This is a genomic window from Pedobacter gandavensis, from assembly GCF_032678465.1.
GTDB classification, from domain to species: domain Bacteria; phylum Bacteroidota; class Bacteroidia; order Sphingobacteriales; family Sphingobacteriaceae; genus Pedobacter; species Pedobacter gandavensis_B.
This window is the reverse complement of the sequence record NZ_JAVTSK010000011.1, coordinates 145,313-171,431: the sequence shown is the minus strand read 5'-3', so window position 1 is coordinate 171,431 and position 26,119 is coordinate 145,313. Positions and strand designations below refer to the sequence as shown.

The window sequence follows — 26,119 nt, the reverse complement described above, 5'->3', positions numbered from 1 at the left end:
CCAGATTGCCTACTTTTCCTTTGAAGTGGCCATGTGGGCCGTTTACAGCTATTGCCATATGAGCGTCGTTAATGGTTTAGTGTTCAGTTAACTATCGTTCGAGATGAACTGTATGAAGATAATAAAAAACTTTATAGTGATCAGTAAAAGAGGTTATATTTTTTTAATGAGGATTCAATAACCTAATGGGTTTATTAAAGAGGCTGATTGGGCTATAAGCTATATTAGGCCCTATCAACCTCCAATAATCTATCGAGTAATACTCACATAATTATAACCTCAATAGGAAGTCACTATAGACTTCGTGTATTGGATGTCAGGGAATGGGATTTATTCAGTACGGAAGGAATAGGGAGGATTTCAGAATGATTGTAATACAATGCTATTTATGAATTCAAATGATTTATTTATAAATTCATTTAATTTTTAGCGTTATATCCTAACAATACTTATAATTAACCAGCTCTCTATGAATTTTTGGATAGCTTTCAACTAGTTCACATTTAATGTCTGAGATAGACTCTGCTAAGATAACCTAAAACTTAATAAGATGAACAAATTTTTGAAGTGCCTGTTTTTTACATTAATCTTAAATGCAACTATTGTAAATGCTCAGGATAAATCAACTACTATGGCTGGTACGATGCTTGTGAGGATGTCTGAAATCGAGATCCATCCAGAATATCTGGAGGCATATCAGGTAATTTTAAAGGAAGAAGCGCTGGCTTCAATAAAAGTTGAGCCAGGCGTTATTGCCATCTTTCCGATGTCCGAAAAAGATCGTCCTAATCAGATCAGGATTGTCGAGATCTACGCCGATAGGCAGGCTTATTTATCGCATTTGGAAACCCCACACTTTAAACATTACAAAACCAGCACATTGAAAATGGTAAAGTCGTTAAAATTAATAGATATGAATGCGATTGATCCGGAAACAATGGGTTTAATCTTTAAAAAGATGCAGAAATAATAAATCAAATAGATTTTGGGCTAAATTCATGCATAATAGATTAATGCTGATCTCTCTTCACTAATTTTTTGCCAATCCAAATCAGTAAAAGGGACAAGGCCAGAAATAAGATCAACAGGTAAAAACTGTTCATCATCACTTTGTGGTAACCCAGGGTAAGTACATCCACAAATGGATATGGATAGAAGCCGGAAAAGCTTCCTCTGACCAATATAAACACCAGGTAAGCGAAAGGATAGATCAGCCAGGAAATCGCATATGACCATTTCAGGCCAGTTTTAGGATCAAAGACCAACCAGTAAATCAGGAATAAAACAGGGATAAATAAATGGAGTAATTCATCTACAATTCGCTGTAATCCTTGTGGTTGCCAGGTAAAACGCAATATCAGATTATAAACCAGGCCAACTACAAAAATGTATAGGGTTACTGCGGTTAAGGTTCTGGATTTCAGGCTGAAAAAGTTCTCTTTTTTATTGATGTCGAAAAACAATATAGTAAAGCACAATGCCACCATGATGTTGGTTAGAATAGTGAAGTAACTGAAATACCTGGATATAGCTTCAATAACTGGTATGTCATTGTTAAGGATGATGAGGTAGAATTGTGTAATTAATGCGAACCATCCGCTTACACAGCCTGTCAGCAAAAGTATCTTATGGGTCGTACCTTTATTTCCTGTAATCATTGTATTGTTGTTTATTTCAGTCGTAATTTAGGTAGCTTTTGGATGATCTGATGTTTCATTTACCAACTGTAGTGAATTTAGCAAAATAAGTTCGACTTTATCCAGGCATGAATTCAGGTTCTAAACTGTAGGAACAATAAATTATGGAAAGTCAGCCATTCTTTTAATTAAATGTGCAAAAGGAGCTAATTTTGTCGGATCTTAATTCCTAATTTGCAGCCCATGTCTACAGAGAAAAATATCCAAAGAGTTTATAAAATGTCTTTTGCCGGAGTTTATCCCCATTACATTCAAAAAGCAGAGAAAAAGGGGCGTACTAAAGAAGAAGTGGATGAAATTATATTTTGGTTGACGGGTTATGATCAGGAACGTTTTCAATGGCACCTTGAACACAAAACAAATTTTGAAGACTTTTTTGCCCAGGCACCGCAAATCCATCCAAATGTTTCAAAAATTACTGGTGTGATCTGTGGGTATCGTGTAGAAGAAATCGAAGAGGAGCTGATGCAAAAGATCCGTTATCTGGACAAGCTGATAGATGAATTGGCGAAAGGTAAGGCGATGGAGAAGATTCTAAGAAAATAGATTAAGTTTTCTACCTTTGTAGTATTATCAATCTATTTGAGCCTTGAGTCATGTAATATCATTTTCATATATCATGTTAAATGACCTTTCCCGCCCGGGAAGGGAGTAATTACTTTTTATTTTTTACTTTACTTATTACAATATGGCTATTTCACAAAAATATGGTCGTACTTATCATTATCCGTTTTCGCAAGGGACGACTAGTGATGACAGGATACAGCAGGATTATTGGCAGCATATTCAACAAATCCCGACATTGATACATACTGAGAAACTGGATGGAGAAAACAATTGCCTGTCCAGATTGGGTGTATTTGCCCGTTCTCATGCGGCGCCTACGGTATCACCGTGGACAGAAAGTCTGAGGCGCTTTTGGCAATTGATTAGACATGATCTCGGAGATTTGGAAATCTTCCTGGAGAATCTGTATGCGGTTCACTCTATTGAGTATCGTCGACTCGAACAACATTTTTATGTGTTTGGTATTCGGGAAAATGACCGCTGGCTGAGCTGGGAAGAGAGTCAGTTTTATGCACAATTGTTGGATTTACCAATGGTTCCGGTCGTTAAAATAGAACAGCAAGCCCAAAATCAGCAGCAATTCGAAAGAGAAATGCTCGAACTCGTTAATGGTGCTGGTGCTTTTGATCCTTATGATGTAAATGATCATAAACAAACCACAATGGAGGGAATTGTGAGCAGGAATGCGGATGGCTATCCGGTAAATGCTTTCGCAGAAAATGTATTTAAATATGTACGTAAAGGCCACGTTAAAACGGATGAACATTGGAGCCGAAACTGGAAACGGGCCTCATTAATCAATGAAAGAGGTAAGTATGTGGACCTTTAGCGAAAATAAAAATTGGGAAGTGCTGGAGCAGCATTTTGAATGGATAAATAGAATGCAGGAGGTAGAGCAGGATCCTCGTTATCATGCAGAAGGAAATGTAGCTGTGCATACACAAATGGTGATCCGGGCCTTACAAAATGAACAGGATTTTAAGCAGTTATCTGCTCAGGATCAGGAGATTTTATGGGCATCGGCTTTACTGCATGATGTGGAAAAATACAGCACTACTGTAATGGAATCTGATGGGAGTATTACCTCAAAAGGACATGCGCGTAAGGGCGCTCAGTTTGCCAGGACTTTACTCTACTTACATGAGCCTGCACCATTTGAAATCCGTGAGCAAATTGTAGGGCTGGTAAAGTATCATGGTTTACCCATCTGGTTGTTCGAAAAACCAGATCCGTTAAAAGCATTGGTCAAAGCCAGTATGGAGGTAAATCTGCAATGGTTAGCTTTATTGGCAAGAGCAGATATGAAGGGCAGAGTTTGTGCAGATCAGGAAGAGATGTTGTATCGGATCGACTGTTTTGAAGAGTTTTGCAAAGAGCATAATTGCTGGGGAAAAGCTCGTCAGTTTGAATCTGATCAGGCACAAATGTATTACATGCAGCATGAGGATGCGTATCTGGATTACATTCCATTTGAAAGTCCATCGGCAGAAGTAGTGCTGATGAGTGGTTTACCAGGTGCTGGAAAGGACAGACACATTAAAACGAATTATGAAGATTGGCCGATCATTTCATTAGATCGGATCCGTCTGGAAATAGGAGTTGCGCCAACGGATAAGGCAGGTAATGGAAGGGTGATTCAGCAGGCAAAAGAACAAGCAAGGGTTTATTTAAGGAAGCAGCAATCCTTTGTTTGGAATGCCACCAATACGACCAGTCAGATGCGCAGTCAGCTGATTGATCTGTTTAGTACCTATAAAGCGAAAACCAGGATCGTATATATAGAAGTGCCCTATCAGCAGGTACAAGGGCAGAATAAAAACAGAGATGCAGTTGTACCGACTGCAGTTTTAAATAAACTGGTTCGTAAGTTGGAAGTACCTGCATTATGGGAGGCACATCAGGTAGATTATTATCTTTAGAACCTGCTATCCGCATTATTTTAATAAATTAATGCGGATAGTTTAGTTAAAATTCAAAATCCTATTTCTAATTTGCGGTCAAATTAAATAAATATATATGGCCTCAGGGATTTTTGCGATTTTGGATGATATAGCTGCGTTAATGGATGATGTTTCCATTGCGGCTAAAGTAGCAACGAAAAAAACTGCGGGGATTCTGGGGGATGATTTGGCGGTGAACGCTGAAAAGGCCACCGGTTTCCTTTCCTCACGTGAATTACCCGTGCTTTGGGCGATTACCAAAGGATCATTAATCAATAAGATCATTATTGTTCCTATTGCTTTAATACTGAATGTGTTTTTCCCGATTGCAATTAAAATTGCTCTGGTTTTAGGCGGATTTTATTTGGCTTATGAAGGAGTAGAAAAAATAGTTGAGTATTTATTTCACAGGTCAAAAGAAAGCCATGAAGTAGTAGCAGAGGTTCAGCAGGATGGCAATGAGGCAGAAAAGGCAAAGATCAAATCTGCAGTAACAACCGATTTTATTCTTTCTGTAGAGATTGTAATCATTGCGCTTGGAACAGTGTTGACAGAAACCTTGCCGATACAGATTCTAACCGTTTCAGTTGTTGCATTAATTGCGACAATCGGTGTTTATGGTATTGTGGCAATGATTGTGAGAATGGATGATATGGGTTACAAATTGATCAAACATTCTAAGGAAAAAGGAATATTGGCAAGCATCGGAACTTTACTTGTGAAGTCCTTACCGGTGATCATCAGGGTTCTGGGTGTGGTAGGAACCATTGCATTGATTCTAGTTTCTGGTGGGATCTTTGTTCATAATATTGAATTTTTACATCATTTATGGCCAAATATGCCAGCAATGCTGAAAGAAGCATTGATTGGATTTGTAGTAGGATTGTTGGTGGTTGGCGTACTCACTTTTGTGAAAAAAGTAATTTCTGCGTTTAAACGATCGTAGAGAATACAACCATTTGCTCCTTTCAAGGGCTGAGGAGCAAATGGTAGTAAAGAAGGATTAACCATCATTTCCTAACTATGGGAGTATAGGAACGGCAATTAAGGACCGTACCATCTTCGCAATTGCGGAAGCGCTAATCCCGGCATCTTCTAATAATTCCTCCATTTTTCCGGAACGCGAAATGTGTGAGACGGCCATTTTCCTGACTTGTAATATTCGCTCAGATGAACTTAGGGCGGAAATGGCAAAGTCGCCCATCCCACCATGCGCAAAATGATCTTCAACTGTGATCAGGATAGGGTATTGAGTTTCAATTATACATTTTTTTAGGCTGGATTGATCGATAGGGCTGATGCAATAACAGTCCAGTATTCTGACGTTGATTCCCTCTTTCTTTAATAAATCTGCAGCTTTCAGCGCTTCAAAAACTGTAATGCCTGATGAGGCAATGGTCAGTTGATCGTCTGCAGAGGATCGTAATACTTTTGATCCTCCTACTTCAAATGATTCCTTCTCATCGTATAAAAGGGGTGTTTTAGATCTTAAGGTACGCAGGTAAACCATTCCAGGATGATCAATCATCTTTGCGGTTAATTTTGCTGTAGACACAGCATCTGAAGGCTGAAAAATAATGGTGTCCGGCAATGTTCCAAACATAGCAATGTCTTCCAAACCCATTTGTGAAGGTCCGTCTTCGCCAATTGCAACGCCCACATGCGAACCCACAAATTTGATGTTTGCTTCAGAGACTCTGGCCATCCGGATTTGATCAGCAGCTCTGGTTAGAAATGCAGCGAAGGTGGCTACTACGGGTATTTTACCTAATCTGGATAAACCAGCAGCTACAGAAACCATATTTTGCTCAGCAATAAAGCATTCAATGAAGTGTTCAGGAATTGCCTTTAAAAAGTCTAATGAGAATGTTGAATTCTTAACATCGGCATCTAATACATAGATATCGTTATTTTCTTTACCCAATTCGGAGATGGCCTGGCCAAAAACTTCCCGTGTTGCATATTCCTGATCCTTGTTAAAAGGTAGGTTGGTACTGGAGTTTTTAGTGTGATGTTGCGGTAATAATATAGAATTGGGCTGTTTTAAATCAAAATGCAATTGATCCTCGGTCGGTCCTAATTCTGTTAATGCTTTTTTGAGTTGATCTTCATCAAGTGCTTTTCCATGCCAACCTTCTTTGTCTTCCAGAAAGGAGATGCCTTTCCCTTTAATGGTTTCGGCAATAATGGCGATGGGTTTGCCCTGTTCAGAATTCATCGCCTGATGGAAAGCGTTGTCTATTGCTTTTAGGTCATGACCATTGATTTCTATGACCTCAAAGCCGAATGCCCGAAAACGCGCTGCATATTTCTCTAGATCATGGCCAAACATGGTGGGCCCACTTTGTGCCAGTCTGTTGATATCCGCAATAGCGATCAGGTTATCCAGGTGGTGGTAACCGCAGAAATTTGCAGCTTCCCATACTTGTCCCTCAGCCAGTTCGCCATCTCCCAATAGAATGAAAGTTTTGTTGTCGATTTTTTCTCTTTTTGCCAATAACGCAAGCCCGGCACCAACTGAAAGTCCCTGGCCCAAAGAGCCTGTTGCTGCTTCCGCATAAACGAATTTCGGGGTAGGGTGTCCTTCAAAACGACTGTCGAATTTTCGTAATCTTAAGGTTTCTTCTAAAGGATAGGCGCCTGCCATGCCGAATAAGGCATATAATAAGGGAGCAGCATGTCCTTTAGAGAGTACAAAGCGGTCGTTATGTAGGTTGAGGGCTTCTTCCAGATTATAGCTAAAGTACCGGTCAAAAAGGACAGCACCAAGGTCGGCAGCAGATAAACAGGAGGTAGGGTGCCCGGATCCTGCAGTGGTAGTGGAGCGTAAACACCATTTACGAATGAGCTTTGCCTTTTGTTGTAATTCCTTATATTTTTCCATTTTCTTATCAATTGGTCTTACCATGAACAGTATCGATGAGGACGATTACTTTTTTAGGGAGTGATGATCCTTTCCCGTTGTTTTTCATTCTCATTTCTGGGATTGCCCAGATCGGTATGTGGTAAATTTTGCTGGGAGATGTTGTTTTCATTCTCATCTGCCTGATCATTCAGGTTTTCAGTAGCAGGTAATTCATGAGCAGCCCTACGGTCTGTGCTGCTATGAAATTGTGGAACATTAAGATGTTCTGGCTTTTCGGCATTATAGTCTGCCGAACCCGGTTTTGGCGTGCTGCGATTTTTCATAATGAAATTTTTTATGTGGAGCGCTCAATAAGTATAAAAGATAACATTCCGGATAGTAAATGGTTTGTGCTAAGCTGCTTAGTTCAATTCAGGGGCCTGGTCAATAAATGATGAAAACACGCTGATCCAAATTATATTTGGCGAGTCATATAAAAATGACAAACAAATGAATTGCTAAATGATTGATATTCTGACTTTTCTTTGTGTGAATTATACCAGATCAAAGGAAAGTGGGCTGTCAATAGAGGTAATTTTATTAGAATAAATGAAAATATTACAGAATTTTGAGAATATACAGCTGATGTTGGCCTGATTTTTTACCAGCCTTTTTTGGAATTTTCAGAATTAACAGAAATAATTCGTAAAACATCTTGTTTTTTGAGGGTTTATTTGATAAGGTATTGTATTTTTGCATAAAAATTCAAATAAATGACTCGTAAGAATAGTAATTCGGAAAAAACTGCGGATGTTGTATTGATTGGAGCAGGGATAATGAGCGCTACGCTAGGTGTATTACTCAAAGAATTGCAGCCGGATATCACCATAGAAATTTTTGAAAGACTGGACGTGGCTGCAGCAGAGAGTTCTGATGCCTGGAATAACGCCGGGACAGGGCATTCTGCATTTTGTGAGCTAAATTATACGCCACAATTAGCAGATGGTTCAGTAAAGACTGCAAAAGCGATTGAAATTGCAGAATCTTTTGAAGTATCCAAGCAGTTTTGGTCTTTCCTGGTTAACCATAACCTTGTAGGATCGCCCGAAACTTTTATTAAGAGTATTCCTCACGTAAGTTTTGTGTGGGGAGAGAAGAATGTTGCTTTTCTAAAGGAACGTTTTGACCGACTTCAGGAGAATCTCCTTTTCGAAGGGATGAAATATTCTGAAGATCCGGAACAATTGAAGAAATGGATGCCTTTGGTGATGGATCAACGTGATCCAAATGAGAAGGTAGCTGCGACAAGAATGACGATGGGAACAGATGTGAATTTTGGTGCTTTAACCAGAATGATGTTCAATACCCTTCAGAAAATGGATGGTGTGACCATGCATTTCTCTCATGATGTCAAAAAACTAAAGCAAAAAGATGGGCTTTGGGAACTGAAAGTGAAAAACCTGGCTACAGGAGATAAGCGTGTGGTGAAAGCTAAATTTGTTTTCATTGGTGCTGGTGGTGGCTCGATGCCATTATTGGAGAAATCCGGAATTCCTGAAGGTAAAGGCTTTGGTGGCTTCCCGGTAAGTGGACAATGGTTGAAATGTATCAATCCGGATGTCATTGCGAGCCATGAAGCTAAAGTTTATGGTAAGGCTTCGGTTGGTGCCCCTCCAATGTCGGTACCACACCTGGATACCAGAATGATCGACGGTAAAAAAGCATTACTTTTTGGTCCTTATGCTGGATTTTCAACAAGATTCCTGAAAAATGGTTCTTTAATGGACCTTCCTATGTCGATTAAAGTGAATAACATCCGTCCGATGATTTCTGCTGGTCTGGATAATTTACCATTGACAAAATATTTAATCAATCAGGTACGTCAGTCTCCGGAAGATCGTATGACCGCTTTAAGAGAATACCTGCCTACCGCTAAAATGGAAGATTGGGAACTGGAAACTGCTGGTCAGCGTGTACAGGTGATCAAGAAAGACGAAGAGCATGGTGGTATTTTAGAATTTGGAACGGAAGTGGTGACTGCTGCTGATGGTTCTATCGCGGCTTTATTGGGAGCTTCTCCTGGTGCCTCTACCGCTGTTTCTATCATGATTACTTTAATGGAGCGTTGCTTCGGCGAACAGCTGAAAAGTAAAGATTGGCAGAAAAAAATGACTGCGATGATTCCTTCTTATGGTCATGCTTTAAGCAAGAACATGAAAATGACAGCAGATATCAGATCGAATACGACGAAAACATTAAACTTACGCGAAGCGGAATAAGTTTTTAAAGATCATATATAGCATAGAAGGGGCTTTTAGTGTAGAAACTAAAAGCCCTTTTTTATGCTACATAAAATCAATGGATTATTGCGCTTCTAATATCCATTGTTGATTGGCAGTGCCTGTAGTTCCATTCATGGAGTATAGGACAAGCCTTTGACCATTTGTGCTACTACTGCCAGGATTGTCTAGAATATAATGATTAGACATATTACTCTGAATGACATATTTATTTGTGCCCACAGAGACCAGGTTCCATTGCTGGTTGATGGCATTGCTTACGGTATATTGGATCACATTAGCACCTATGGTTTGAGTTCCTCCGGAAATGTCTATGGCTTTATTGCTGTTGCTGTTGATCAGTACTGTGGCTCCATTTTGTGTGCTTAATTTCCATTTTTGTTCTGCTCCGGCACTACTGATTGATTGTACAATATAGGCGCTATTTGCCGTGCTGCTTCCTTCAACGGACAAGTATAGTCCACTGGATACATTTTTCAGTCTATACCAGGTTACAGGCGGATCTCCAGGAATCAGTGTGGAGCTGATTGCAGGAGCTACCTGGTTAAAGATATCGGTAATGGTTACCCTGGCGGTATAGGTACCACTTCCCAAGGTTACATTGCTGAAGCTGGCAGATCTTTTTTGAGGAAGGACTTCATCAATTGTATTGATCACTGTTCCAGCAGGGTCGATCAATTCTACTTTTGAAGAGAACTGAGGGGTTTTTATGCTATTGTTGGTCCAGCTGATGTAAATGGTATTTCCTGAATAAACAGCAGCTACAGATTGGGTTTCTCCAACAGTAATGACTGGTGCAGTTCCCTGATTGGTTTGTGCTGGAAGGGCTAATGTTCGGCCTGAACCAAAAGCGGCATTGGGTTGTATGCTGCCGCCATGTTCCATAAAATAGGCATCTTCTGTTGCATCATATCCGGAGTTAAAAGCACGATCGTAAATGCCATTTCTACCTTCATCACCAGAATTGGCGCTAAAACTTCTGCTGGTATGTTTTTGCCATACGTTGCTGGTACTTAGGTTCCAGCAGTCTTTGAAAAAGGCTTTCCTGATGAAACTGCCATCATAGGCCGGGTTGCCACCTGTCCAGTTTTCGAGAAAGGAATCATTTCCAGCGCCTAAAAAGGTTGTTCGCTCCGGAATGGCGAGGGTAGAAGTATGAAACCAGATGCCGGTACTCATGTTTTGAACGAATGTGCCGATAAACAGCTCTCCATTGAGCTTCCAAGACCTGATGGCAATGTTGTACCAGGTATTGAGGGCCCATTGATATGGATTAATGGTTTTGTAACCATCACCTTCACCACCGAATCTGCCGCTGATGGTATTTGTTGCGGTGTAGGCTACTCTGGAGAACACACCGCCTGCGGTATTAGGATCCCAATGTGAGGCAATCAGGATGTTTGGTGTGCCAAAAGAATTGTCTGGGGTTTGTTGAAATCCATTGTAACCCCCTGAGTAATTGTGAACAGAGAAATATTCTGCATTGGCCGATTGGGTAATCTTAATCTTGTGAATTTTTGCAATGGCATCCGAAGGAAAAGAAAAGAAAATGTGTTGTGATGGTGCTGCATTTTCGGTACCAGCGAGGGCTAAACTGCTGTTCAGTTCCCGCTGCTGCTTTTCCATGTTTTCTGCAAGAATGGACTTTTGACAGGAGCTCAGATAGGTAAATAGGAACAGCAGCAGTAAAACCGGCCTGAAATAGAGATTGGTTAATTTCATAATGATTGGGTTTAGGAATAGATTTAATTATCATATAAGTTCAGGAGAAGGATTGATAGTCAGTTGGTTTAGTGTTGCGCAAACGGTTGTGTAGGCTGGTGTGATCTGAATAAGGATTGTAGGAAAAGATATTCGTTTTTCTAAGCCCTGTCTGAGGATGTTATTTTGCTTTCTATTGTTAATTGAGAATTTTAAAAGGTTTTTTTGCCATTTATCTTTTTAACAGCCTATGCAAACGTTTGTGTAATAGTTGAGAAAGAATACAAGTACCTATAGTTTTTAGTCAAAACATTTTCATTAGTTTCGGTATTTATAAAGAAAACTAATCACAAAAGATATGACTTCAGTAAAAGCGTACGCAGCTCATAAAGCAGATAAACCATTGGAACCTTATCAGTTGACTCGTCGGGAGCCGGGTGCAGATGATGTGGAGATTAAGATTTTATACTCAGGAGTATGTCATTCAGACATTCATACCGCAAGGAATGAGTGGGGAGGTACAATGTATCCTGTAGTTCCGGGGCATGAGATCGTCGGAAAAGTAAGCCGCGTAGGGGCTAACGTTAGTAAATTTAAAGTAGGAGATACCGTAGGTGTAGGTTGTTTTGTAGACTCTTGCGGACATTGTCATAACTGCAAAGACCATCAGGAACAGTATTGCGAAAATGGCCACTCACAGACCTATAATTCCTTTGAACAGGACAAGAAAACGATTACTTATGGTGGCTATTCTACGCATATTGTGGTAACTCAAGGTTTCGTGTTGAGCGTTTCTGATAAATTACCTTTAGAAAAAGTAGCGCCATTGCTCTGTGCGGGAATCACTACTTATTCTCCTTTGAAACATTGGGGGGTGAAGAAGGGCGATAAACTTGCGGTGGTAGGTTTAGGTGGTTTAGGTCATATGGCTGTGAAACTTGCGGCTTCTATGGGTGCAGAGGTGACGATGTTGAGTCGTTCTCCAGGAAAAGCGAAAGATGCCGACGAGTTGGGGGCACACCATTTTGCTTTAACCACAAATGCAGAAACGATGAAAGGTTTGGCCAATACTTTTGATTTCATTATTGACACAGTTTCTGCAGAACATGATTATAACCAATACTTAGCTTTATTGCGTACCAATGGGGTTATGGTTTTGTTGGGCGTTCCGCCAACACCATCTGATGTACACGCGGTACAGTTGATTTTTGGCCGCCGTAGCCTGGTGGGATCTTTGGTAGGTGGAATAAAGGAAACTCAGGAGATGTTGGATTACTGTGCGGAACATGGCATCACTTCTGATGTAGAAATGATCAGAATGGATCAGATTAATGAAGCCTATGAACGTACCTTAGCAGGTGACGTCAGATACCGTTTTGTCATTGACATGGCTTCCATAGATTAAAGATTTTTTTAGAATTCTGACCCGGTAGGCATATGCTTATCGGTTTTTTTGTTTTAAGGGTGTTTTTTTATAAATTGAGGTAATTGTCTTTCAAGCCAGTTCACCGCAAACAATTTGATAGTTAAAAACGTTAGCTTTTTACACATGGAAAAAATGCCTCGCTGGTCTAGAATTGCACTCAGAATATTTGTTGGTTTAATCGCTTTTATAGCGCTTATTTTTATAGGGCTCGGTTTGTATGTCAATGCAAATAAAAAAACTTTACTGGCCACAATTACAGAAAAGTTGAATCAAAATCTGAGTGGTTCGCTCAGTATTGGGAGTATGGAGACTACCTTTTTTAAAGGATTTCCCAGGGTATCTATTAGTCTTAGAAATGTGGTGATCAAAGATAGTCTCTGGACTCGTCATCAACATACTTTACTGGATGCAAAAGATTTAGATGTATCGGTAAATACCATGGCCCTCTTGAGGGGCACTATTGAGATCAAAAAGATAGGGATCAACAATGCTAAAGTTGACTTGTTCACGGATACTACTGGTTATAGCAACACTGCTGTTTTCAAGAAAAAGGATAAGAAAAAGCCACAGTCTGATCAGGGCAGTACAGATGCACAGTTGAAACTATTCAGCCTGAATAATGTGGATTTCAGAGTCGACAATAGAAAGGGAAATAAGTTGTTTCATTTTGTGGTAGATGATCTGGAAGGAAAGATGGACTACTCCTTGTCGGGATGGGATGCTCAGTTGAAATTAAAGACACTGGCGAAAAGCATGGCTTTTAACACCAGAAGAGGTAGCTTTATTAAAGATCAGGTATTAGAGGGGCCTTTTAAGATCAATTACAATGAAGATACGGGAATAATCCTGGTGGCTCCTAATCAATTGAAAATTGGAAAAGATCCTTTTGTCATCGGGGCTAAATTTGATACTTCAAAAGAGAACACTGATTTTACGATAGACATTAAAGCACCCTCTATCTTATGGAAAGATGCGGCAAATCTTCTAGCGCCCAATATTACAGAGAAATTATTGATGTTTGATTTGAAAACTCCCATAGATGCGAGTTGCACTTTAAATGGGAATATGGGGCCAGGTGGAGATCCGGAAATTAACGTAACTGCATTGGTAAAAGACAATGTGTTGAAAACCCCTGGAGCCTTGATTGATAGCTGTAATTTTAAAGGGGTTTTTACTAATAATTATGAAAATGGGAAGGGTTTTACGGATGCAAACTCAGCGATAAAGTTGTACCAGTTTAAAGGAGCCTATACAGAAATGCCTTTTTCAATTGACACAGTGATGATCCTTAATCTCGAGAAACCTATTGCCACTGGCGTTTTCAAATCAAAATTCAGTGTTGCGAAATTGAACAAGGCCATTGGCACGGAAACCTTGAAATTTGGGAAGGGAACTGCTACGGTGAAACTGGCTTATAAAGCAGATATTGTTGATTTTAAATTACACAAACCATTCGTTACGGGCTTGATAGATGTAGTGAACGCAGATGTGAGCTATGTGCCAAGAAAATTGAATTTTACCAATACTGCGGTTTCTTTAAACTTCACTACGGATGATCTTTTTATCAAGAATATTCGTTTGCAGAGCGGAAAGAGTATTGTTACGATGGATGGCCGGATTCGTAATTTTCTGAATTTATATTATAATGATCCTGAGAAAATATTACTGAACTGGCAGATCAGAAGTCCGCAGTTACATTTAGCAGAATTTTTAGGTTTTCTGGGGACCAGAAAGCCGGCCAGGGCTACAAGAAAAACGGGTAAAAATACCAGCCTTTCTGAAGATGTTAACGACTTGTTTGAAAAGAGCAAGGTAGATATGCACCTGAGAGTAGCAAAAGTATATTATAATAAGTTTGTCGGTACGGATGTCATGGCCGATTTGTTCCTTTCTGAGGCAGGTATCGGCATGAAAAACATTAGTGTGAAACATGGTGGCGGTTCAATGAAAGTTAACGGAAATATCGTCCAAAAAGGAAATATGAATCGTTTTTTGGTGAATACCATTTTGAACAATGTGGACATTAAAAACTTCTTTTATTCTTTTGATAATTTCGGTATGACCACACTGACCTCTAAGAATTTGAAGGGCTATCTTTTCTCTAAATCAACGATAGGAGGCTTAATCACCGATCAGGGAAAATTGGTTACGAATTCCTTAGATGGTAATATCGACTTTGATTTAAAACAAGGTGCATTGCTAAAATTTGAACCAGTCAAAAGTGTTGGGAAATTTGCTTTCCCTTTCAGAGATCTGGACAACATCACTTTTAGCAACCTGAACGGGAAATTTGATGTGAGAGGTCCATTGATTACCATTGCGCCAATGCAGGTGAATACCAGTCTTCTAAATATGGACATTTCCGGCGTTTATTCGATGTCGAAAGGAACGAATATTGCCGTTGATGTACCTTTGAGGAACCCTAAAAAAGATGCGGATATTACGGATAAAAAAGAAAAAGAGGCACGTAGAATGAAAGGGATTGTCCTCCATTTACTGGCCACCGATGGGGAGGATGGTAAAATCAAAATTAAGCTCAATAAGAATAGGAATAAGGGAAAATAAATACTTGATTCTTGTTTAATCTATTTCGATTTCAAACAATGCCAGAATGATGTTCTCATAGTGCTTAGGTAAAATATCGGAGGCTTCAGGAACCACATTCCCAAGATAGTCGAATCCACATCGCTCATAATAAGCGATCAGTTTTGGATTGTCACCCCAGGTGTCTAATCTGATGTATTTCTTTTCTTTTTGAGTACCATAATCTTTAGCCCAATCTATGATGATGTTCACAAAATGATGGCCTCTGAAAGCAGGATTGGTCACAATTCGGTGAATATAAACAGCGGGATCTTTGTCTTTCTCCTTCCAGATGAGTGGGTCATTGAAATCAATCGCAAAAATACAGGCGGTTTGTCCATCAATGAGGATCTTCCATTGTCTGCTTTCCTGAATTTCTCTTTCAATTAACTGACGTTCAAATCCCTGCCAATGTTTTTTAAATACTGTCTTTTGATAGGCAATAGCATCATCATAAAGTTCAAAAATGCGCGCTATATCTTTTGGCTCAGAAGGTAGTATGGTAAAGTCTTTTAACATTATGCTTAAATTGAATTAAAGTAAAAGTCGCAATTTTATGCTAAACAGAATGGATACAGAATCAATTTATTTAATGATCACAGTTTGAATGATGACAAATAAAAACGGAATAAATTGGTAAATTTATGAATAGAGATAAAACGGTTAGCTCAATCAATTTTTGAATCTTGTAAAATTTAAATTATGAAACGTAATGCAACAGCTGTTTGGAATGGCAACATCAAAGAAGGTGCAGGACACCTGAGTACGGATAGTAAAGTATTGGATCAGACCCAATATTCCTTTAACAGCAGATTTGCCGATGGGATTGGAACCAATCCTGAGGAACTTCTGGCTGCTGCCCATGCTGGCTGTTTTACCATGAAGTTGAGTCTGGATTTGACTGAGGCGGGTTTCACCCCGGATAATCTGGAAACCAAAGCCACGATTTCTTTAGACAACGGAGTGATCAGCAGTTCTCATTTGGTGTTAAAAGCAAAAGTTCCGGGGATTACAGAAGAGCTGTTTCAGGAAATCACTAAAGGAGCAAAAGTAAATTGTCCGGTGAGTAAGGCCTTTGCGATGGAAATCACTTTAGATGCGAGTCTGGTGTAAGTAAATTAATATCTTTTAATAACTATAGGATAAAACTGTCGATTCTGAATGTTTCAATTTGATAGTTTTATCTTTTTTAATTTGTTTTATTCCGGTATATCGGAATAAAAACGATGGAACTGCTTAAACCAATTGAAAATAAAGGAATTGATGAGAAAAATAAGGTAAAATTTCTATTTTAGGCTTTCAATCGAAAAACATCAAATTCCATAGAAATGAATAAGCCGATCCTTGTTTTGAAATTAGGTACTGCCTCTATTACTACCCAAAAAGGAGAGTTAGATGAGGCTGTAATTGCCAATGTTGCCGTACAGGTGGCGCAGTTAGCGAAGGAATACCGGTTAATTCTGGTATCATCCGGTGCTGTTGCTGCAGGAAAGCAATACATTAAAAATTACAAAGGGAAAATCTCCGAAAGAAAAGCTGCGGCTGCCATCGGAAACCCCATCTTGTTAAATACCTATTCAAAGCATTTTTACCCCTATGGCATTCAGATGGCGCAGAGTCTTTGCGAGCGCCGGCATTTTTCGAACAGAACACAATTTCTACAGCTGAAAGAAACTTACGAAGAACTGTGGAAAAATGGGGTCATCCCGATTGCCAATGAAAATGATGTGGTGAGTGATCTGGAGTTGCGTTTTTCTGATAATGATGAGTTGGCTACGCTTTTAGGAGTCGGTTTTGGAGCATCGCTGATCCTTTTGGGAACTTCGGTTCCGGGGGTCCTGGATAAAGAAGGAAAAGTAGTGGCGAAAATTGATACGATTAATACTGAGGTGTTCTCTCTGGCAGACAAAAAGACTTCTGATCTTGGATTAGGCGGTATGGTTTCCAAGCTTACTTTTGCTCATCTGGCCTCTACGATGGGTATTAAGGTGGTGATTTTTGGTATCAGAACTGCCAATGGTATCCTGGATGCGGTGCAGGAAAAAACCGGGACGGTCTGTGCACCTAAGAATTGCTCCATCCCTGCAAGAAATAAATGGCTGGCTAGTGGAAGTCTGGTGACGGGCAGGCTCATGGTAGATGAGGGGGCATGTGAAGCCATTAGAAATCGTAAAAGCCTCCTGGCTGTAGGTGTAGTCTCCGTAGTTGCTGCATTTGAACACGGAGAAATATTTGAGCTGGTAGATGCTCAAATGAACATCCTGGGGGTAGCCAGGGCTAAAGCCTCCTCCGAAACAATTCAAAATAATTTAAAACAACATAACCTGGAAATTGCGAATGCCAGTGATATTGTGATATTATAAAAAAAAATGGAAGTAATAGAAAATCAGCTAATTAATGCAAAGCGCGCCAGACATGCTATTGCTTCACTAAGTGACGAAGGAAAACAGGATCTACTTCATCGTTTAGCAACGTTGATCCGGGATAGATCTACTCAGATCATTCATGAAAACTTAAAAGATCTGGAGAAAGTGCCAGATTCGGATCCTAAAAAGGATAGGTTGTTGTTAACTGAGGATCGTATTTTAGGCTTGGCCAGTAGCTTAATAGATGTGGCTGCATTATCCGATCCCACCAATCAGTTGATTTCCAGTACACGGATGGAGAATGGTTTGTTGATTCAAAAGAAAACAGTCCCATTAGGTGTAGTAGGGGTTATTTATGAATCCAGACCGAATGTGACGATTGATGTGGCTGCCTTGTGTATCCGATCGGGAAATGCTTGTCTGCTTCGAGGTGGACAAGATGCCTACCATACCAATCTCTTTTTAGTTTCCTTGATCCGGGAGGCTTTACACGAATCGGGACTGGACCCAAATATTGTACAGCAATTGCCAGCGGACAGGAAGTATATTCTCGAAATCCTGCAGGCAGAGAAATATATTGATGTCATTATTCCCCGTGGCTCCAATGAGCTGATCTCCTTCGTGCGTAAAAATGCAATGGTACCGGTGATAGAGACTGGTGCAGGAGTCTGCCATACTTACGTTGCTTCCTCGGCAAATCAGCAGATGGCTGCTGAAATCGTGCAGAATGCAAAGGTCTCGCGTCCTTCGGTATGTAATGCGCTGGATACCGTATTGGTTGATCAAAGCATTGCTGTTGATTTTCTATCCATGTTAGCCCCATTATTGTCTACACATCAGGTGGAAATTTTTGCAGATGAGGCTGCTTATTCCATCTTAAAGACCTTTGATTATCCTTGTCTGACAAAAGCGAATGTTGCCGATTTTGGCAGGGAGTTTCTTGATTATAAGTGTTCTGTAAAGATTGTGGAAAATATCACCGAAGCATTGGAACATATTTCCGAATTCTCGTCAAAGCATTCCGAAGCAATCGTTACAGAAAATACCTCGGAAGCTGAGCAGTTTCTGGAAGAGGTGGATTCGGCCGTGGTTTATTGGAATGCATCCACCCGATTTACTGATGGACAAATGTTTGGTTTGGGCGCAGAAATTGGGATTTCTACACAAAAATTACATGCCAGGGGACCTTTTGCTTTGGAAAAACTGGTGACGGAAAAATGGGTAGTGAAAGGAGTTGGGCAAATAAGAAATTAACTGTGAGTTCCCCAATTCCCCATTTGGGAAAAAAGTAGGACAATATTATTTCCCTTTTTGTAATTATCGGGATTGTTACAGGCATTTGTACGGGTAATTTAGCGTGGCTTGACTTTTGAATATTAATCAGGAAACTACTAACTTTTTCATGCAAAACTATTTAAGTCAACCTCAACCCTTATTGTTAAAAATGTTGGGGGAAATCGAGGATTATGCGATTTTATTTCTTGATCTGCATGGTTGTGTTGGCAGTTGGAACAAAGGTGCCGAAAAGATTAAAGGCTATAGTGCAGAAGAGATGGTTGGGATGGATTTCAGGGTGTTTTACACGGAGGAAGCCAGAGACAACAGAATTCCGGATCAATTGCTGGAAGAGGCCATTCTGAACGGGAAAGCCCAGCACAGGGGATGGAGAATTCGGAAAGATGGCGAACAGTTCTGGGCGCATGTCACTATTACTACAATATACGATGAAAATAATGAGGTAATCGGTTTTTCAAAATTTACAAGAGACCTTACGGATAAATTGAATGCGGAAAAGGCATTAAAGGAATATGCAAGGGGATTGGAGTTTAGAAATAAAGAACTTGAGCAATTTGTATACATTGCCTCTCATGATTTACAGGAGCCGTTACTGACTGTTAAAAATTTTGCAGGTTTGTTAAAGAAAGAGTATGGAGATCAGATTGATGAAAACGGTGCTCTATATCTGGATTATATTACCGAATCTGCGGATAAAATGAAGGTTTTGATTAAAGGGATCTTGGATTATGCGCGTTTAGGAACTCATGAGTCCAAAGAAGTGGTGGATTGTAACGATTTGTTGGATGACTTACAGCATGAACTTGCGGATAAAATAGGGGAACTGACGGTAGAAATTACCTATGGACAGCTTCCGAAGGTAAAGGGTTATGAAAGGGCTTTGAAACAACTTTTTCAACAGCTCTTCAGTAATGCCATCAAATTCAGGAAAAAAGAAGGTGTTCTGAAAATAGAGATTTCTGCATTTTATGAGGACCAGTATTGGCATTTTGAGTTTAAAGACAATGGGATTGGAATAGAAGAGAAGTATAAGCATAAGATATTTTTGATCTTTCAGCGTTTAAATAGTCAGGAGGACTATAAAGGACATGGAATTGGGCTTTCGCATTGTAAAAAGATTGTAGAGCTCCATGGGGGAGAGATTTTTGTGAATTCCGCTTTACATGAAGGGAGTACGTTTTGTTTTAGCCTTAAAAATGAGAAATAGAAATGAAAAAATTTAAGGATCTTAATTGTGTGTTGCTTGTTGATGATGATATCCCCACCAATTATATCCATCGGAAAATCGTTCAGAATACAAATATTGAGGTAGACATTAAGACAATCACTTCTGCCAGAGAAGCGTTGGATTATCTCACCTTTTCCGGGAAGTATGCAGATGATGAGCGGATGTTTAGGCCTGGGATCATTTTTCTGGACATCAATATGCCGGGAATGAGTGGCTGGGATTTTATGGAAGAATACCGTAAAATTGATGCAGTACTGAAATCGAATACGGTGGTGGTGATGTTGACCACTTCTCTTAATCCTGACGACGAATTATTGGCTTCTGCGAATCATGAAATTATGAATTACCTACATAAGCCATTAAATGAGGATGCATTTGTGAAAATTGCAGGTAAATACTTTGAGGAGATTAACAATTAATTCTATAGATTGGCGGTAAATTATTTTACGAATGAAATCTCCATCTATTAAGGATATTGCAAAAAAAGCAGAAGTATCCATTACAACAGTCTCCTTTATCTTAAATGGCAAAGCCGAGAAGATGCGCATCAGTAAGGAGGTGATCAAACGGGTAGAAGAGATTATTCTTGAGTTGGGCTTTAAACCTAATCAGGTGGCCAGAAGTTTGAGAACAGGAAATACGAAAACAATTGGATTGATTGTGGAAGATATTTCCAACCCATTTTTCTCAGGAATTGCCAGACGTATTGAAGATAAGGCCTATAAAAAAGGGTATAAGATTACGTATTCCAGTACCGAGAATGATCCGGCAAAAGCAAGGGATTTGATAGAGATGTTTAAATCCAGAAAAGTAGATGCATATATCATTGCGCCAGTTCCAGGGATTGAAGAAGACATCAGACAGTTGCTTGCAGATAAAATTCCGGTAGTTATCTTTGATAGGAATCTTGCAGACCTGGACGTGAATTATGTGGTGGTCGATAACTTTAAGGGTGGTTATTCTGCTGCAGAATTTCTGATTAAAAAGGGAAGAAAGAACATTGCTTTTGTCACAGTTGATGTTGAAGTTGATCAGATCAATAATCGTTATCTGGGTTACGAGCAGGCGCTAAAGCATTATGGCATCCAGCCCAATGAGCAAACTTTGGTGAAAATTCCATTTGACAGTACTGAAGAGGATACCAACCAGCGTTTAAAGGTCTTGTTTGAAGAGAATCCGGAAATTGATGCAGTGTTTTTTTCGACGAATTACCTGGCAGTAAGAGGACTGTTTTTCTTTAAAACTATTCAGAAACCTATTGATGATGGTTTTATGATTGTAGCTTATGATGATCAGGATGTGTTCAAGATTCATACACCTCCCATCAGTGTGGTTGATCAACCCATAGAAGAGATCGCTGAAAAAATTATTGATGTCATTCTTCAGGAACTTTCTGCGGATAGATCATTACCCCAAACTGAAAGAAGTAAGGTTATACTACCTACTAAATTTATAGAAAGATGATTTAGAGGCTTAAGCCTCTAAATCTTTCATTACTGCTTTAATTTTCTCGCCAAGTAAGGCATCTGTTTCTTTAAAGCTTGCTTTGTCTTTTAAAGGCGTGTTCACACTGCAATAGAACTTGATTTTTGGTTCCGTTCCTGATGGTCTTGCCGAAACAATACTGCCATCTTCAGTGATAAACTGCAATACATCCGATTTAGGGAAGTCTAGCTTTGTTTTTTCGCCAGTACTCAGGTTAGTTTCAAAACCCAATTCGTAATCTTTCAGTAAAGCTACTTTAGCCCCTCCAAGCGTGGCCGGTGGGTTGCTTCTGAATTTTTCCATCATGGCTTTAATTTCCTCTGCACCAGTTTTTCCTTTCTTCGTGATGGATACCAGTTCTTCTTTGTACAAGCCATATTCTACATACATGTCTAACATCGCATTGTATAAGCTGCTGCCTTTATCTTTATAGAAAGCGGTCATCTCTGCAATAAAGGCACAGGAAACTACGGCATCTTTATCTCTAACCAGTTCGCCAATCAGGTAACCATAACTTTCTTCACCACCACCAATAAAGGTTTTCTTTCCTTCCAGGCTGGTCATTAAATGTCCGATGAATTTGAATCCAGTCAGGGTATTATAGAAGGTAACGTTTTTCTTTTTAGCGATTTCTTCAATGATATTGGTGGTAACGATAGTTTTAACGATGTACTGATCGCCATCCAGTTTGCCTTTTTCTTCCCATGCGCTCAATAGGTAGTTGATCAACAGACTGCCGGTTTGATTGCCATTTAATAAGACGAATTCTCCGTCATTATTTTTTACCGCAATACCTACTCTGTCTGCATCTGGATCTGTAGCCAGAACCAGGTCTGCATCAATTTCAGCTGCTTTTTTAAGTGCCAGCGTAAGTGCTTCTTTCTCCTCAGGGTTAGGGTAAACTACCGTTGGGAAATTGCCATCCGGGGTACTTTGTTCTTCAACCAAAGTAACGTTGGCAAAACCAAATTGTGCCAATGCCTTTGGTACCAGGGTAATTCCTGTTCCATGGATAGGGGAGAACACGATTTTAAGGTCTTTCTGACGCGCAATTGCTTCAGGAGATACGGATAATTTAGTGATTTTATCTAAATACAACTGGTCGATTTCTTCTCCGATCAGTTCAATGTTTTCTGCTACACGATCAAATTTTACTTCATCAATGTTTTTGATTTTGGCTACTTCATCCATCACCATCTTATCATCAGGAGCAGTAAATTGTCCGCCATCAGCGCCATATGCTTTATAACCATTATATTCTTTAGGGTTATGAGATGCTGTTAGCATTACACCACTTTTGCAACCTAGTTCTCTGATTGCGAAGGAAAGCTCTGGAGTTGGTCTCAATGCTTTAAAGAAGTAAACCTGAATGCCATTTGCGGAGAATACATCAGCAGTAATTCCGGCAAAATAATCTGAGTTATTGCGACTGTCGTGCGCAATAGCTACTTTGATCTTTTCATTTGGATATTTATTGATCAGGTAGTTGCAAAGTCCTTGAGTGGCCGTTCCAATGGTGTATTTGTTGATTCTGTTGGATCCGGCGCCCATGATGCCACGAAGGCCTCCTGTTCCGAATTCCAGACTTCTATAGAAAGAGTCGGTCAGCTCAGTAAAAGCCTCCTTATCTAGTAATTGTTGGATTTCTTCTTTTGTTTTACTGTCGTAATTGCCATTTAGCCATTGGTGGATGGTACTTAGGGTTGCTGCTTCTAATTGCATATGATTGTGTTCTAACTTTTGATGCTTGCCGGAATAAACACATTATCCTTTACCTTGTTTTGTGAGAATAGGATAAAAATGCGGAATTCCAAATTTTATTTTGTGTATTTAGTGTTTATTATCGCCGTTTTTTTTAATTTCACGGCCACTTACAAGTATATAGCCAATTTATCAAAAAATAAAATTCTTACCTCAATTAAATGAAGATATTAAAGTTTGGAGGAACTTCCGTAGGAAGCCCTGAGCGCATGAAAAAGTTGCTGGATATTATTAATCCGGCTGAAGAGCAGATTGTGGTCCTATCAGCAGTGTCTGGTACAACCAATAGTTTAGTGGAAATTTCAGGCAAACTTTTAAAGGAGGATAAACAGGTGGCGTTAAGCTTAATTAACGCATTGCACCAGAAATATAATGAGTTCGTTATTGAATTATTGCCTGAAGAAGAATATCGTGAACAAGGGCAGGAAGTGGTAGATTATCACTTTGGCTTCCTGGCTTCATTGGTGAATGATCTTTTTACTCCAATTGAAGAAAAAGTAGTGTTGGCACAAGGTGAATTGTTGTCGACCACCTTATATCATATTTACCTGAAATCCATCGGTGTACCATCGGTATTGCTTCCGGCATTGGATTTCATGAAGACTGACGAAGATAATGAGCCTGATGTTCCGTATAGCACGAAACACCTGACTCCTTTGTTAGAGCAACATAAAGGAAATAAGTTATTTATTACCCAGGGTTTCATCTGCAGAAACAGCTTTGGTGAGGTCGACAACCTTCGTCGTGGTGGCAGTGATTATACCGCTTCACTGATTGGTGCGGCGATTCTTGCGGAAGAAGTTCAGATCTGGACAGACATCGACGGGATGCACAACAATGATCCAAGGATTGTTAAGGGTACCAAACCAATTTCTCACCTTTCTTTTGATGAAGCTGCGGAGCTTGCTTATTTCGGTGCAAAGATTTTACACCCACAATCGGTTTTCCCTGCACAGAAATATAAGATTCCAGTAAGGTTATTAAACACGATGGAGCCTTCAGCTGCCGGAACATTAATCTCTTCGGAAAGTGAAAAAGGAAAAATCAAATCTATCGCTGCAAAAGATGGCATTATCGCGATTAAGATCCAGTCGAGCCGTATGTTATTGGCTTATGGTTTCTTAAGAAGGGTATTTGAAATTTTTGAACGTTATAAAACACCAATCGATATGATCACTACTTCTGAAGTAGCGGTTTCATTAACGATTGATTTTACGGATAACCTGGATAAGATTGTAGAAGAACTTCATGCTTTCGGTTCAGTTGAGATCGACAAGGATCAAAGTATTGTTTGTGTAGTTGGCGATTTCAGCGCGCAAACGCATGGTTATGCTGCAAGAGTATTGGATTCGATTAAGCATATTCCGATCAGAATGATTTCTTACGGAGGTAGTAATTACAACATCTCTTTATTGATCAATACTTCGGATAAGACGGAGGCTTTGAAGAGCCTGCATAACCGCCTTTTTGAGTAAGAACAGGGATTTATCTCTTTCTTAGCCAGAAAATAGCGGCAACAAGAATTACAACGAGTACGATAAAGAGTTTCACTCTTCTGTCGTACTCTTTTCTACTCATTTTGTTGTTTTTGAAATCGACATAATTGCCGAAATAAATAAAACTCAGAGCAACAGCAAAAATTATTATCAGATACTTGAACATTATGTTTTCCGAAAAAGATATAGCACGTTTCGCAAATTTAGAAACACCCTTTTATTATTACGACCTAAACCTGCTGCAAAAAACATTAGATGATTGTGCAGCGGCGGCAAAGGTATATAATTTTCATGTGCACTATGCTATGAAAGCAAATTTCAATCCTGCAGTTTTACAAAAAATCAAGGCCATAGGTTTTGGTGCGGATTGTGTAAGCGGGGGAGAAGTCAATAAGGCGATTGAGCTGGGTTTCGAACCTAAACAAGTGGTGTTTGCAGGTGTTGGAAAATCGGACAGAGAAATCAATGCGGCTTTAGACCAGGATATTTTCTGCTTTAATGTAGAGTCTATTCAGGAATTGGAAGTAATCAATGAACTGGCAGGTAAAAAAGGGAAAGTAGCAAGGGTAGCCATACGGATCAACCCAAATGTGGATGCACATACGCATCATAACATCACTACGGGCTTGGATGAGAATAAGTTCGGTGTGAATTCATGGGATTTACCTGCTTGTGCAGATACCTTGAAGGAGAGCGCTCATCTTGAGTTTATTGGTGTGCATTTTCATATCGGTTCTCAGATCACTAACATGGATGTGTATAAGAATCTATGTGTCCGTGTAAATGAGTTTGCCAACTGGTTTGAAGAGCGTGGATTTATCGTGAAGGTATTGAATGTGGGTGGTGGTTTAGGTATTGATTACTATAATCCAGAACAACAGATTCCTGATTTTGCTGCATACTTTAAAGTATTCCAGGAGTTTTTAGAGATCAGATCTAATCAGGAAGTGCATTTCGAATTGGGAAGAGCTTTGGTTGGACAATCGGCTTCTTTAATTACGAAAGTGCTTTACGTGAAAAACGGGAAGAAAAAGAACTTCATCATCTTAGATGCTGGAATGACAGAATTGATGAGACCTGCTTTGTATCAGGCTTACCATAAAATCGAGAACATCTCTAAACTGGATGTTGCTGATGCGCTGAAATACGATGTGGTAGGACCGATCTGTGAAAGTACAGATTGCTTTGGTAAAGAGGTGGAGCTTCCGGAGACTTTCCGTGGAGATTTGATTGCTTTACGTAGTACAGGTGCATATGGAGAGGTCATGGCTTCTCATTACAATTTAAGAGAGAACGTGGTATCTGTTTACGATACAGAAGGATAATACTGCTTTGAAGCCCTAATGGGTATTCAAAAGAAAAGCTTGTTAGTTCAGGGGAGGTGTTCCTGATGCTAACAAGCTTTTTTTATGCCAATTGATGTAGGCT

22 protein-coding genes are annotated in these 26,119 nt (G+C 39.6%); 16 read left to right on the top strand and 6 right to left on the bottom strand.

From position 1 onward, the window contains the following. The first annotated feature begins 550 nt into the window (after positions 1 to 550). Positions 551 to 970 (top strand): putative quinol monooxygenase, encoded by a 420-nt coding sequence (locus tag R2Q94_RS18860; protein ID WP_316823036.1) that lies wholly within the window; start codon positions 551 to 553, stop codon positions 968 to 970. A 40-nt stretch (positions 971 to 1,010) separates the two neighbouring features. Here R2Q94_RS18860 and R2Q94_RS18855 read toward each other — a convergent pair whose 3' ends face one another. Continuing rightward, positions 1,011 to 1,658: a Pr6Pr family membrane protein gene (locus R2Q94_RS18855; RefSeq protein WP_316823035.1), complete on the bottom strand. Its 648-nt coding sequence runs from the start codon at positions 1,656 to 1,658 to the stop codon at positions 1,011 to 1,013. Between the two features lie 222 nt (positions 1,659 to 1,880). Here R2Q94_RS18855 and R2Q94_RS18850 point away from each other — a divergent pair, with 222 nt between their 5' ends. From R2Q94_RS18850 to R2Q94_RS18835, 4 genes are all read left to right on the top strand, one after another. After that, positions 1,881 to 2,243 carry a DUF2200 domain-containing protein gene (locus R2Q94_RS18850; protein WP_316823034.1) on the top strand — a complete coding sequence of 121 codons (363 nt, stop codon included), beginning with the start codon at positions 1,881 to 1,883 and terminating at the stop codon, positions 2,241 to 2,243. Positions 2,244 to 2,385: 142 nt separating this feature from the next. Then, the gene (locus R2Q94_RS18845) at positions 2,386 to 3,093 is read left to right on the top strand and encodes an RNA ligase family protein (protein WP_316823033.1); all 708 of its coding nucleotides are present in this window, start codon (positions 2,386 to 2,388) and stop codon (positions 3,091 to 3,093) included. Next, on the top strand, positions 3,065 to 4,183 hold the full coding sequence (locus tag R2Q94_RS18840) for an AAA family ATPase (protein WP_316823032.1): 1,119 nt from the start codon (positions 3,065 to 3,067) through the stop codon (positions 4,181 to 4,183). The genes R2Q94_RS18845 and R2Q94_RS18840 overlap by 29 nt, the downstream gene beginning before the upstream one ends. A 97-nt stretch (positions 4,184 to 4,280) precedes the next feature. Then, positions 4,281 to 5,150, top strand: coding sequence for a DUF808 domain-containing protein (locus tag R2Q94_RS18835; protein ID WP_316823031.1), 870 nt, complete (start codon positions 4,281 to 4,283; stop codon positions 5,148 to 5,150). A 75-nt stretch (positions 5,151 to 5,225) separates the two neighbouring features. Here R2Q94_RS18835 and R2Q94_RS18830 read toward each other — a convergent pair whose 3' ends face one another. After that, positions 5,226 to 7,088 carry a transketolase gene (locus R2Q94_RS18830; protein WP_316823030.1) on the bottom strand — a complete coding sequence of 621 codons (1,863 nt, stop codon included), beginning with the start codon at positions 7,086 to 7,088 and terminating at the stop codon, positions 5,226 to 5,228. 53 nt (positions 7,089 to 7,141) lie between these two features. Then, entirely contained in the window at positions 7,142 to 7,393 is a 252-nt protein-coding gene (locus R2Q94_RS18825) for a hypothetical protein (RefSeq protein ID WP_316823029.1), read from the bottom strand. Positions 7,394 to 7,822: 429 nt separating this feature from the next. Here R2Q94_RS18825 and R2Q94_RS18820 point away from each other — a divergent pair, with 429 nt between their 5' ends. Next, positions 7,823 to 9,328 (top strand): malate:quinone oxidoreductase, encoded by a 1,506-nt coding sequence (locus R2Q94_RS18820; RefSeq protein WP_316823028.1) that lies wholly within the window; start codon positions 7,823 to 7,825, stop codon positions 9,326 to 9,328. A gap of 84 nt (positions 9,329 to 9,412) precedes the next feature. Here R2Q94_RS18820 and R2Q94_RS18815 read toward each other — a convergent pair whose 3' ends face one another. Next, entirely contained in the window at positions 9,413 to 11,071 is a 1,659-nt protein-coding gene (locus R2Q94_RS18815) for a DUF3472 domain-containing protein (RefSeq protein WP_316823027.1), read from the bottom strand. A 337-nt stretch (positions 11,072 to 11,408) separates the two neighbouring features. Between R2Q94_RS18815 and R2Q94_RS18810 the strand changes: the two genes are divergently transcribed. Beyond that, complete coding sequence (locus R2Q94_RS18810) at positions 11,409 to 12,455, top strand: NAD(P)-dependent alcohol dehydrogenase (protein WP_316823026.1); 1,047 nt, start codon at positions 11,409 to 11,411, stop codon at positions 12,453 to 12,455. A gap of 144 nt (positions 12,456 to 12,599) precedes the next feature. Then, entirely contained in the window at positions 12,600 to 15,041 is a 2,442-nt protein-coding gene (locus R2Q94_RS18805; RefSeq protein ID WP_316823025.1) for an AsmA family protein, read from the top strand. A 15-nt stretch (positions 15,042 to 15,056) separates the two neighbouring features. On the opposite strand, the gene R2Q94_RS18800 is transcribed toward R2Q94_RS18805, so the two are convergent. Further along, entirely contained in the window at positions 15,057 to 15,578 is a 522-nt protein-coding gene (locus tag R2Q94_RS18800) for a GNAT family N-acetyltransferase (RefSeq protein WP_316823024.1), read from the bottom strand. A 183-nt stretch (positions 15,579 to 15,761) separates the two neighbouring features. On the opposite strand from R2Q94_RS18800, the gene R2Q94_RS18795 reads away from it, so the two are divergent. From R2Q94_RS18795 to R2Q94_RS18770, 6 genes are all read left to right on the top strand, one after another. Continuing rightward, positions 15,762 to 16,172 (top strand): OsmC family protein, encoded by a 411-nt coding sequence (locus R2Q94_RS18795; protein WP_316823023.1) that lies wholly within the window; start codon positions 15,762 to 15,764, stop codon positions 16,170 to 16,172. Between the two features lie 215 nt (positions 16,173 to 16,387). Then, the gene (gene proB, locus R2Q94_RS18790; protein WP_316823022.1) at positions 16,388 to 17,422 is read left to right on the top strand and encodes a glutamate 5-kinase; all 1,035 of its coding nucleotides are present in this window, start codon (positions 16,388 to 16,390) and stop codon (positions 17,420 to 17,422) included. 6 nt (positions 17,423 to 17,428) lie between these two features. Then, positions 17,429 to 18,679 carry a glutamate-5-semialdehyde dehydrogenase gene (locus R2Q94_RS18785; RefSeq protein ID WP_316823021.1) on the top strand — a complete coding sequence of 417 codons (1,251 nt, stop codon included), beginning with the start codon at positions 17,429 to 17,431 and terminating at the stop codon, positions 18,677 to 18,679. A 148-nt stretch (positions 18,680 to 18,827) separates the two neighbouring features. Then, complete coding sequence (locus tag R2Q94_RS18780; protein WP_316823020.1) at positions 18,828 to 19,928, top strand: sensor histidine kinase; 1,101 nt, start codon at positions 18,828 to 18,830, stop codon at positions 19,926 to 19,928. A gap of 2 nt (positions 19,929 to 19,930) precedes the next feature. After that, positions 19,931 to 20,368 carry a response regulator gene (locus R2Q94_RS18775; RefSeq protein WP_316823019.1) on the top strand — a complete coding sequence of 146 codons (438 nt, stop codon included), beginning with the start codon at positions 19,931 to 19,933 and terminating at the stop codon, positions 20,366 to 20,368. 31 nt (positions 20,369 to 20,399) lie between these two features. Further along, positions 20,400 to 21,413 (top strand): LacI family DNA-binding transcriptional regulator, encoded by a 1,014-nt coding sequence (locus R2Q94_RS18770; RefSeq protein WP_316823018.1) that lies wholly within the window; start codon positions 20,400 to 20,402, stop codon positions 21,411 to 21,413. 9 nt (positions 21,414 to 21,422) lie between these two features. Here R2Q94_RS18770 and R2Q94_RS18765 read toward each other — a convergent pair whose 3' ends face one another. Then, positions 21,423 to 23,156, bottom strand: coding sequence for a phospho-sugar mutase (locus R2Q94_RS18765; RefSeq protein ID WP_316823017.1), 1,734 nt, complete (start codon positions 23,154 to 23,156; stop codon positions 21,423 to 21,425). A 200-nt stretch (positions 23,157 to 23,356) separates the two neighbouring features. Between R2Q94_RS18765 and R2Q94_RS18760 the strand changes: the two genes are divergently transcribed. Both R2Q94_RS18760 and lysA read left to right on the top strand, forming a co-directional pair. Next, complete coding sequence (locus R2Q94_RS18760; protein WP_316823016.1) at positions 23,357 to 24,670, top strand: aspartate kinase; 1,314 nt, start codon at positions 23,357 to 23,359, stop codon at positions 24,668 to 24,670. Between the two features lie 188 nt (positions 24,671 to 24,858). Beyond that, positions 24,859 to 26,016, top strand: a complete 1,158-nt coding sequence (lysA, locus tag R2Q94_RS18755) for a diaminopimelate decarboxylase (RefSeq protein ID WP_316823015.1) — start codon at positions 24,859 to 24,861, stop codon at positions 26,014 to 26,016. Positions 26,017 to 26,119: the final 103 nt, after the last annotated feature.

Bases quoted from the DNA above. Each gene is read 5' to 3' on its own strand.
- R2Q94_RS18860 (WP_316823036.1), top strand. From the start codon at position 551: ATGAACAAATTTTTGAAGTGCCTGTTTTTTACATTAATCTTAAATGCA.
- R2Q94_RS18855 (WP_316823035.1), bottom strand. From the start codon at position 1,658: ATGATTACAGGAAATAAAGGTACGACCCATAAGATACTTTTGCTGACA.
- R2Q94_RS18850 (WP_316823034.1), top strand. From the start codon at position 1,881: ATGTCTACAGAGAAAAATATCCAAAGAGTTTATAAAATGTCTTTTGCC.
- R2Q94_RS18845 (WP_316823033.1), top strand. From the start codon at position 2,386: ATGGCTATTTCACAAAAATATGGTCGTACTTATCATTATCCGTTTTCG.
- R2Q94_RS18840 (WP_316823032.1), top strand. From the start codon at position 3,065: ATGAAAGAGGTAAGTATGTGGACCTTTAGCGAAAATAAAAATTGGGAA.
- R2Q94_RS18835 (WP_316823031.1), top strand. From the start codon at position 4,281: ATGGCCTCAGGGATTTTTGCGATTTTGGATGATATAGCTGCGTTAATG.
- R2Q94_RS18830 (WP_316823030.1), bottom strand. From the start codon at position 7,088: ATGGAAAAATATAAGGAATTACAACAAAAGGCAAAGCTCATTCGTAAA.
- R2Q94_RS18825 (WP_316823029.1), bottom strand. From the start codon at position 7,393: ATGAAAAATCGCAGCACGCCAAAACCGGGTTCGGCAGACTATAATGCC.
- R2Q94_RS18820 (WP_316823028.1), top strand. From the start codon at position 7,823: ATGACTCGTAAGAATAGTAATTCGGAAAAAACTGCGGATGTTGTATTG.
- R2Q94_RS18815 (WP_316823027.1), bottom strand. From the start codon at position 11,071: ATGAAATTAACCAATCTCTATTTCAGGCCGGTTTTACTGCTGCTGTTC.
- R2Q94_RS18810 (WP_316823026.1), top strand. From the start codon at position 11,409: ATGACTTCAGTAAAAGCGTACGCAGCTCATAAAGCAGATAAACCATTG.
- R2Q94_RS18805 (WP_316823025.1), top strand. From the start codon at position 12,600: ATGGAAAAAATGCCTCGCTGGTCTAGAATTGCACTCAGAATATTTGTT.
- R2Q94_RS18800 (WP_316823024.1), bottom strand. From the start codon at position 15,578: ATGTTAAAAGACTTTACCATACTACCTTCTGAGCCAAAAGATATAGCG.
- R2Q94_RS18795 (WP_316823023.1), top strand. From the start codon at position 15,762: ATGAAACGTAATGCAACAGCTGTTTGGAATGGCAACATCAAAGAAGGT.
- proB (WP_316823022.1), top strand. From the start codon at position 16,388: ATGAATAAGCCGATCCTTGTTTTGAAATTAGGTACTGCCTCTATTACT.
- R2Q94_RS18785 (WP_316823021.1), top strand. From the start codon at position 17,429: ATGGAAGTAATAGAAAATCAGCTAATTAATGCAAAGCGCGCCAGACAT.
- R2Q94_RS18780 (WP_316823020.1), top strand. From the start codon at position 18,828: ATGCAAAACTATTTAAGTCAACCTCAACCCTTATTGTTAAAAATGTTG.
- R2Q94_RS18775 (WP_316823019.1), top strand. From the start codon at position 19,931: ATGAAAAAATTTAAGGATCTTAATTGTGTGTTGCTTGTTGATGATGAT.
- R2Q94_RS18770 (WP_316823018.1), top strand. From the start codon at position 20,400: ATGAAATCTCCATCTATTAAGGATATTGCAAAAAAAGCAGAAGTATCC.
- R2Q94_RS18765 (WP_316823017.1), bottom strand. From the start codon at position 23,156: ATGCAATTAGAAGCAGCAACCCTAAGTACCATCCACCAATGGCTAAAT.
- R2Q94_RS18760 (WP_316823016.1), top strand. From the start codon at position 23,357: ATGAAGATATTAAAGTTTGGAGGAACTTCCGTAGGAAGCCCTGAGCGC.
- lysA (WP_316823015.1), top strand. From the start codon at position 24,859: ATGTTTTCCGAAAAAGATATAGCACGTTTCGCAAATTTAGAAACACCC.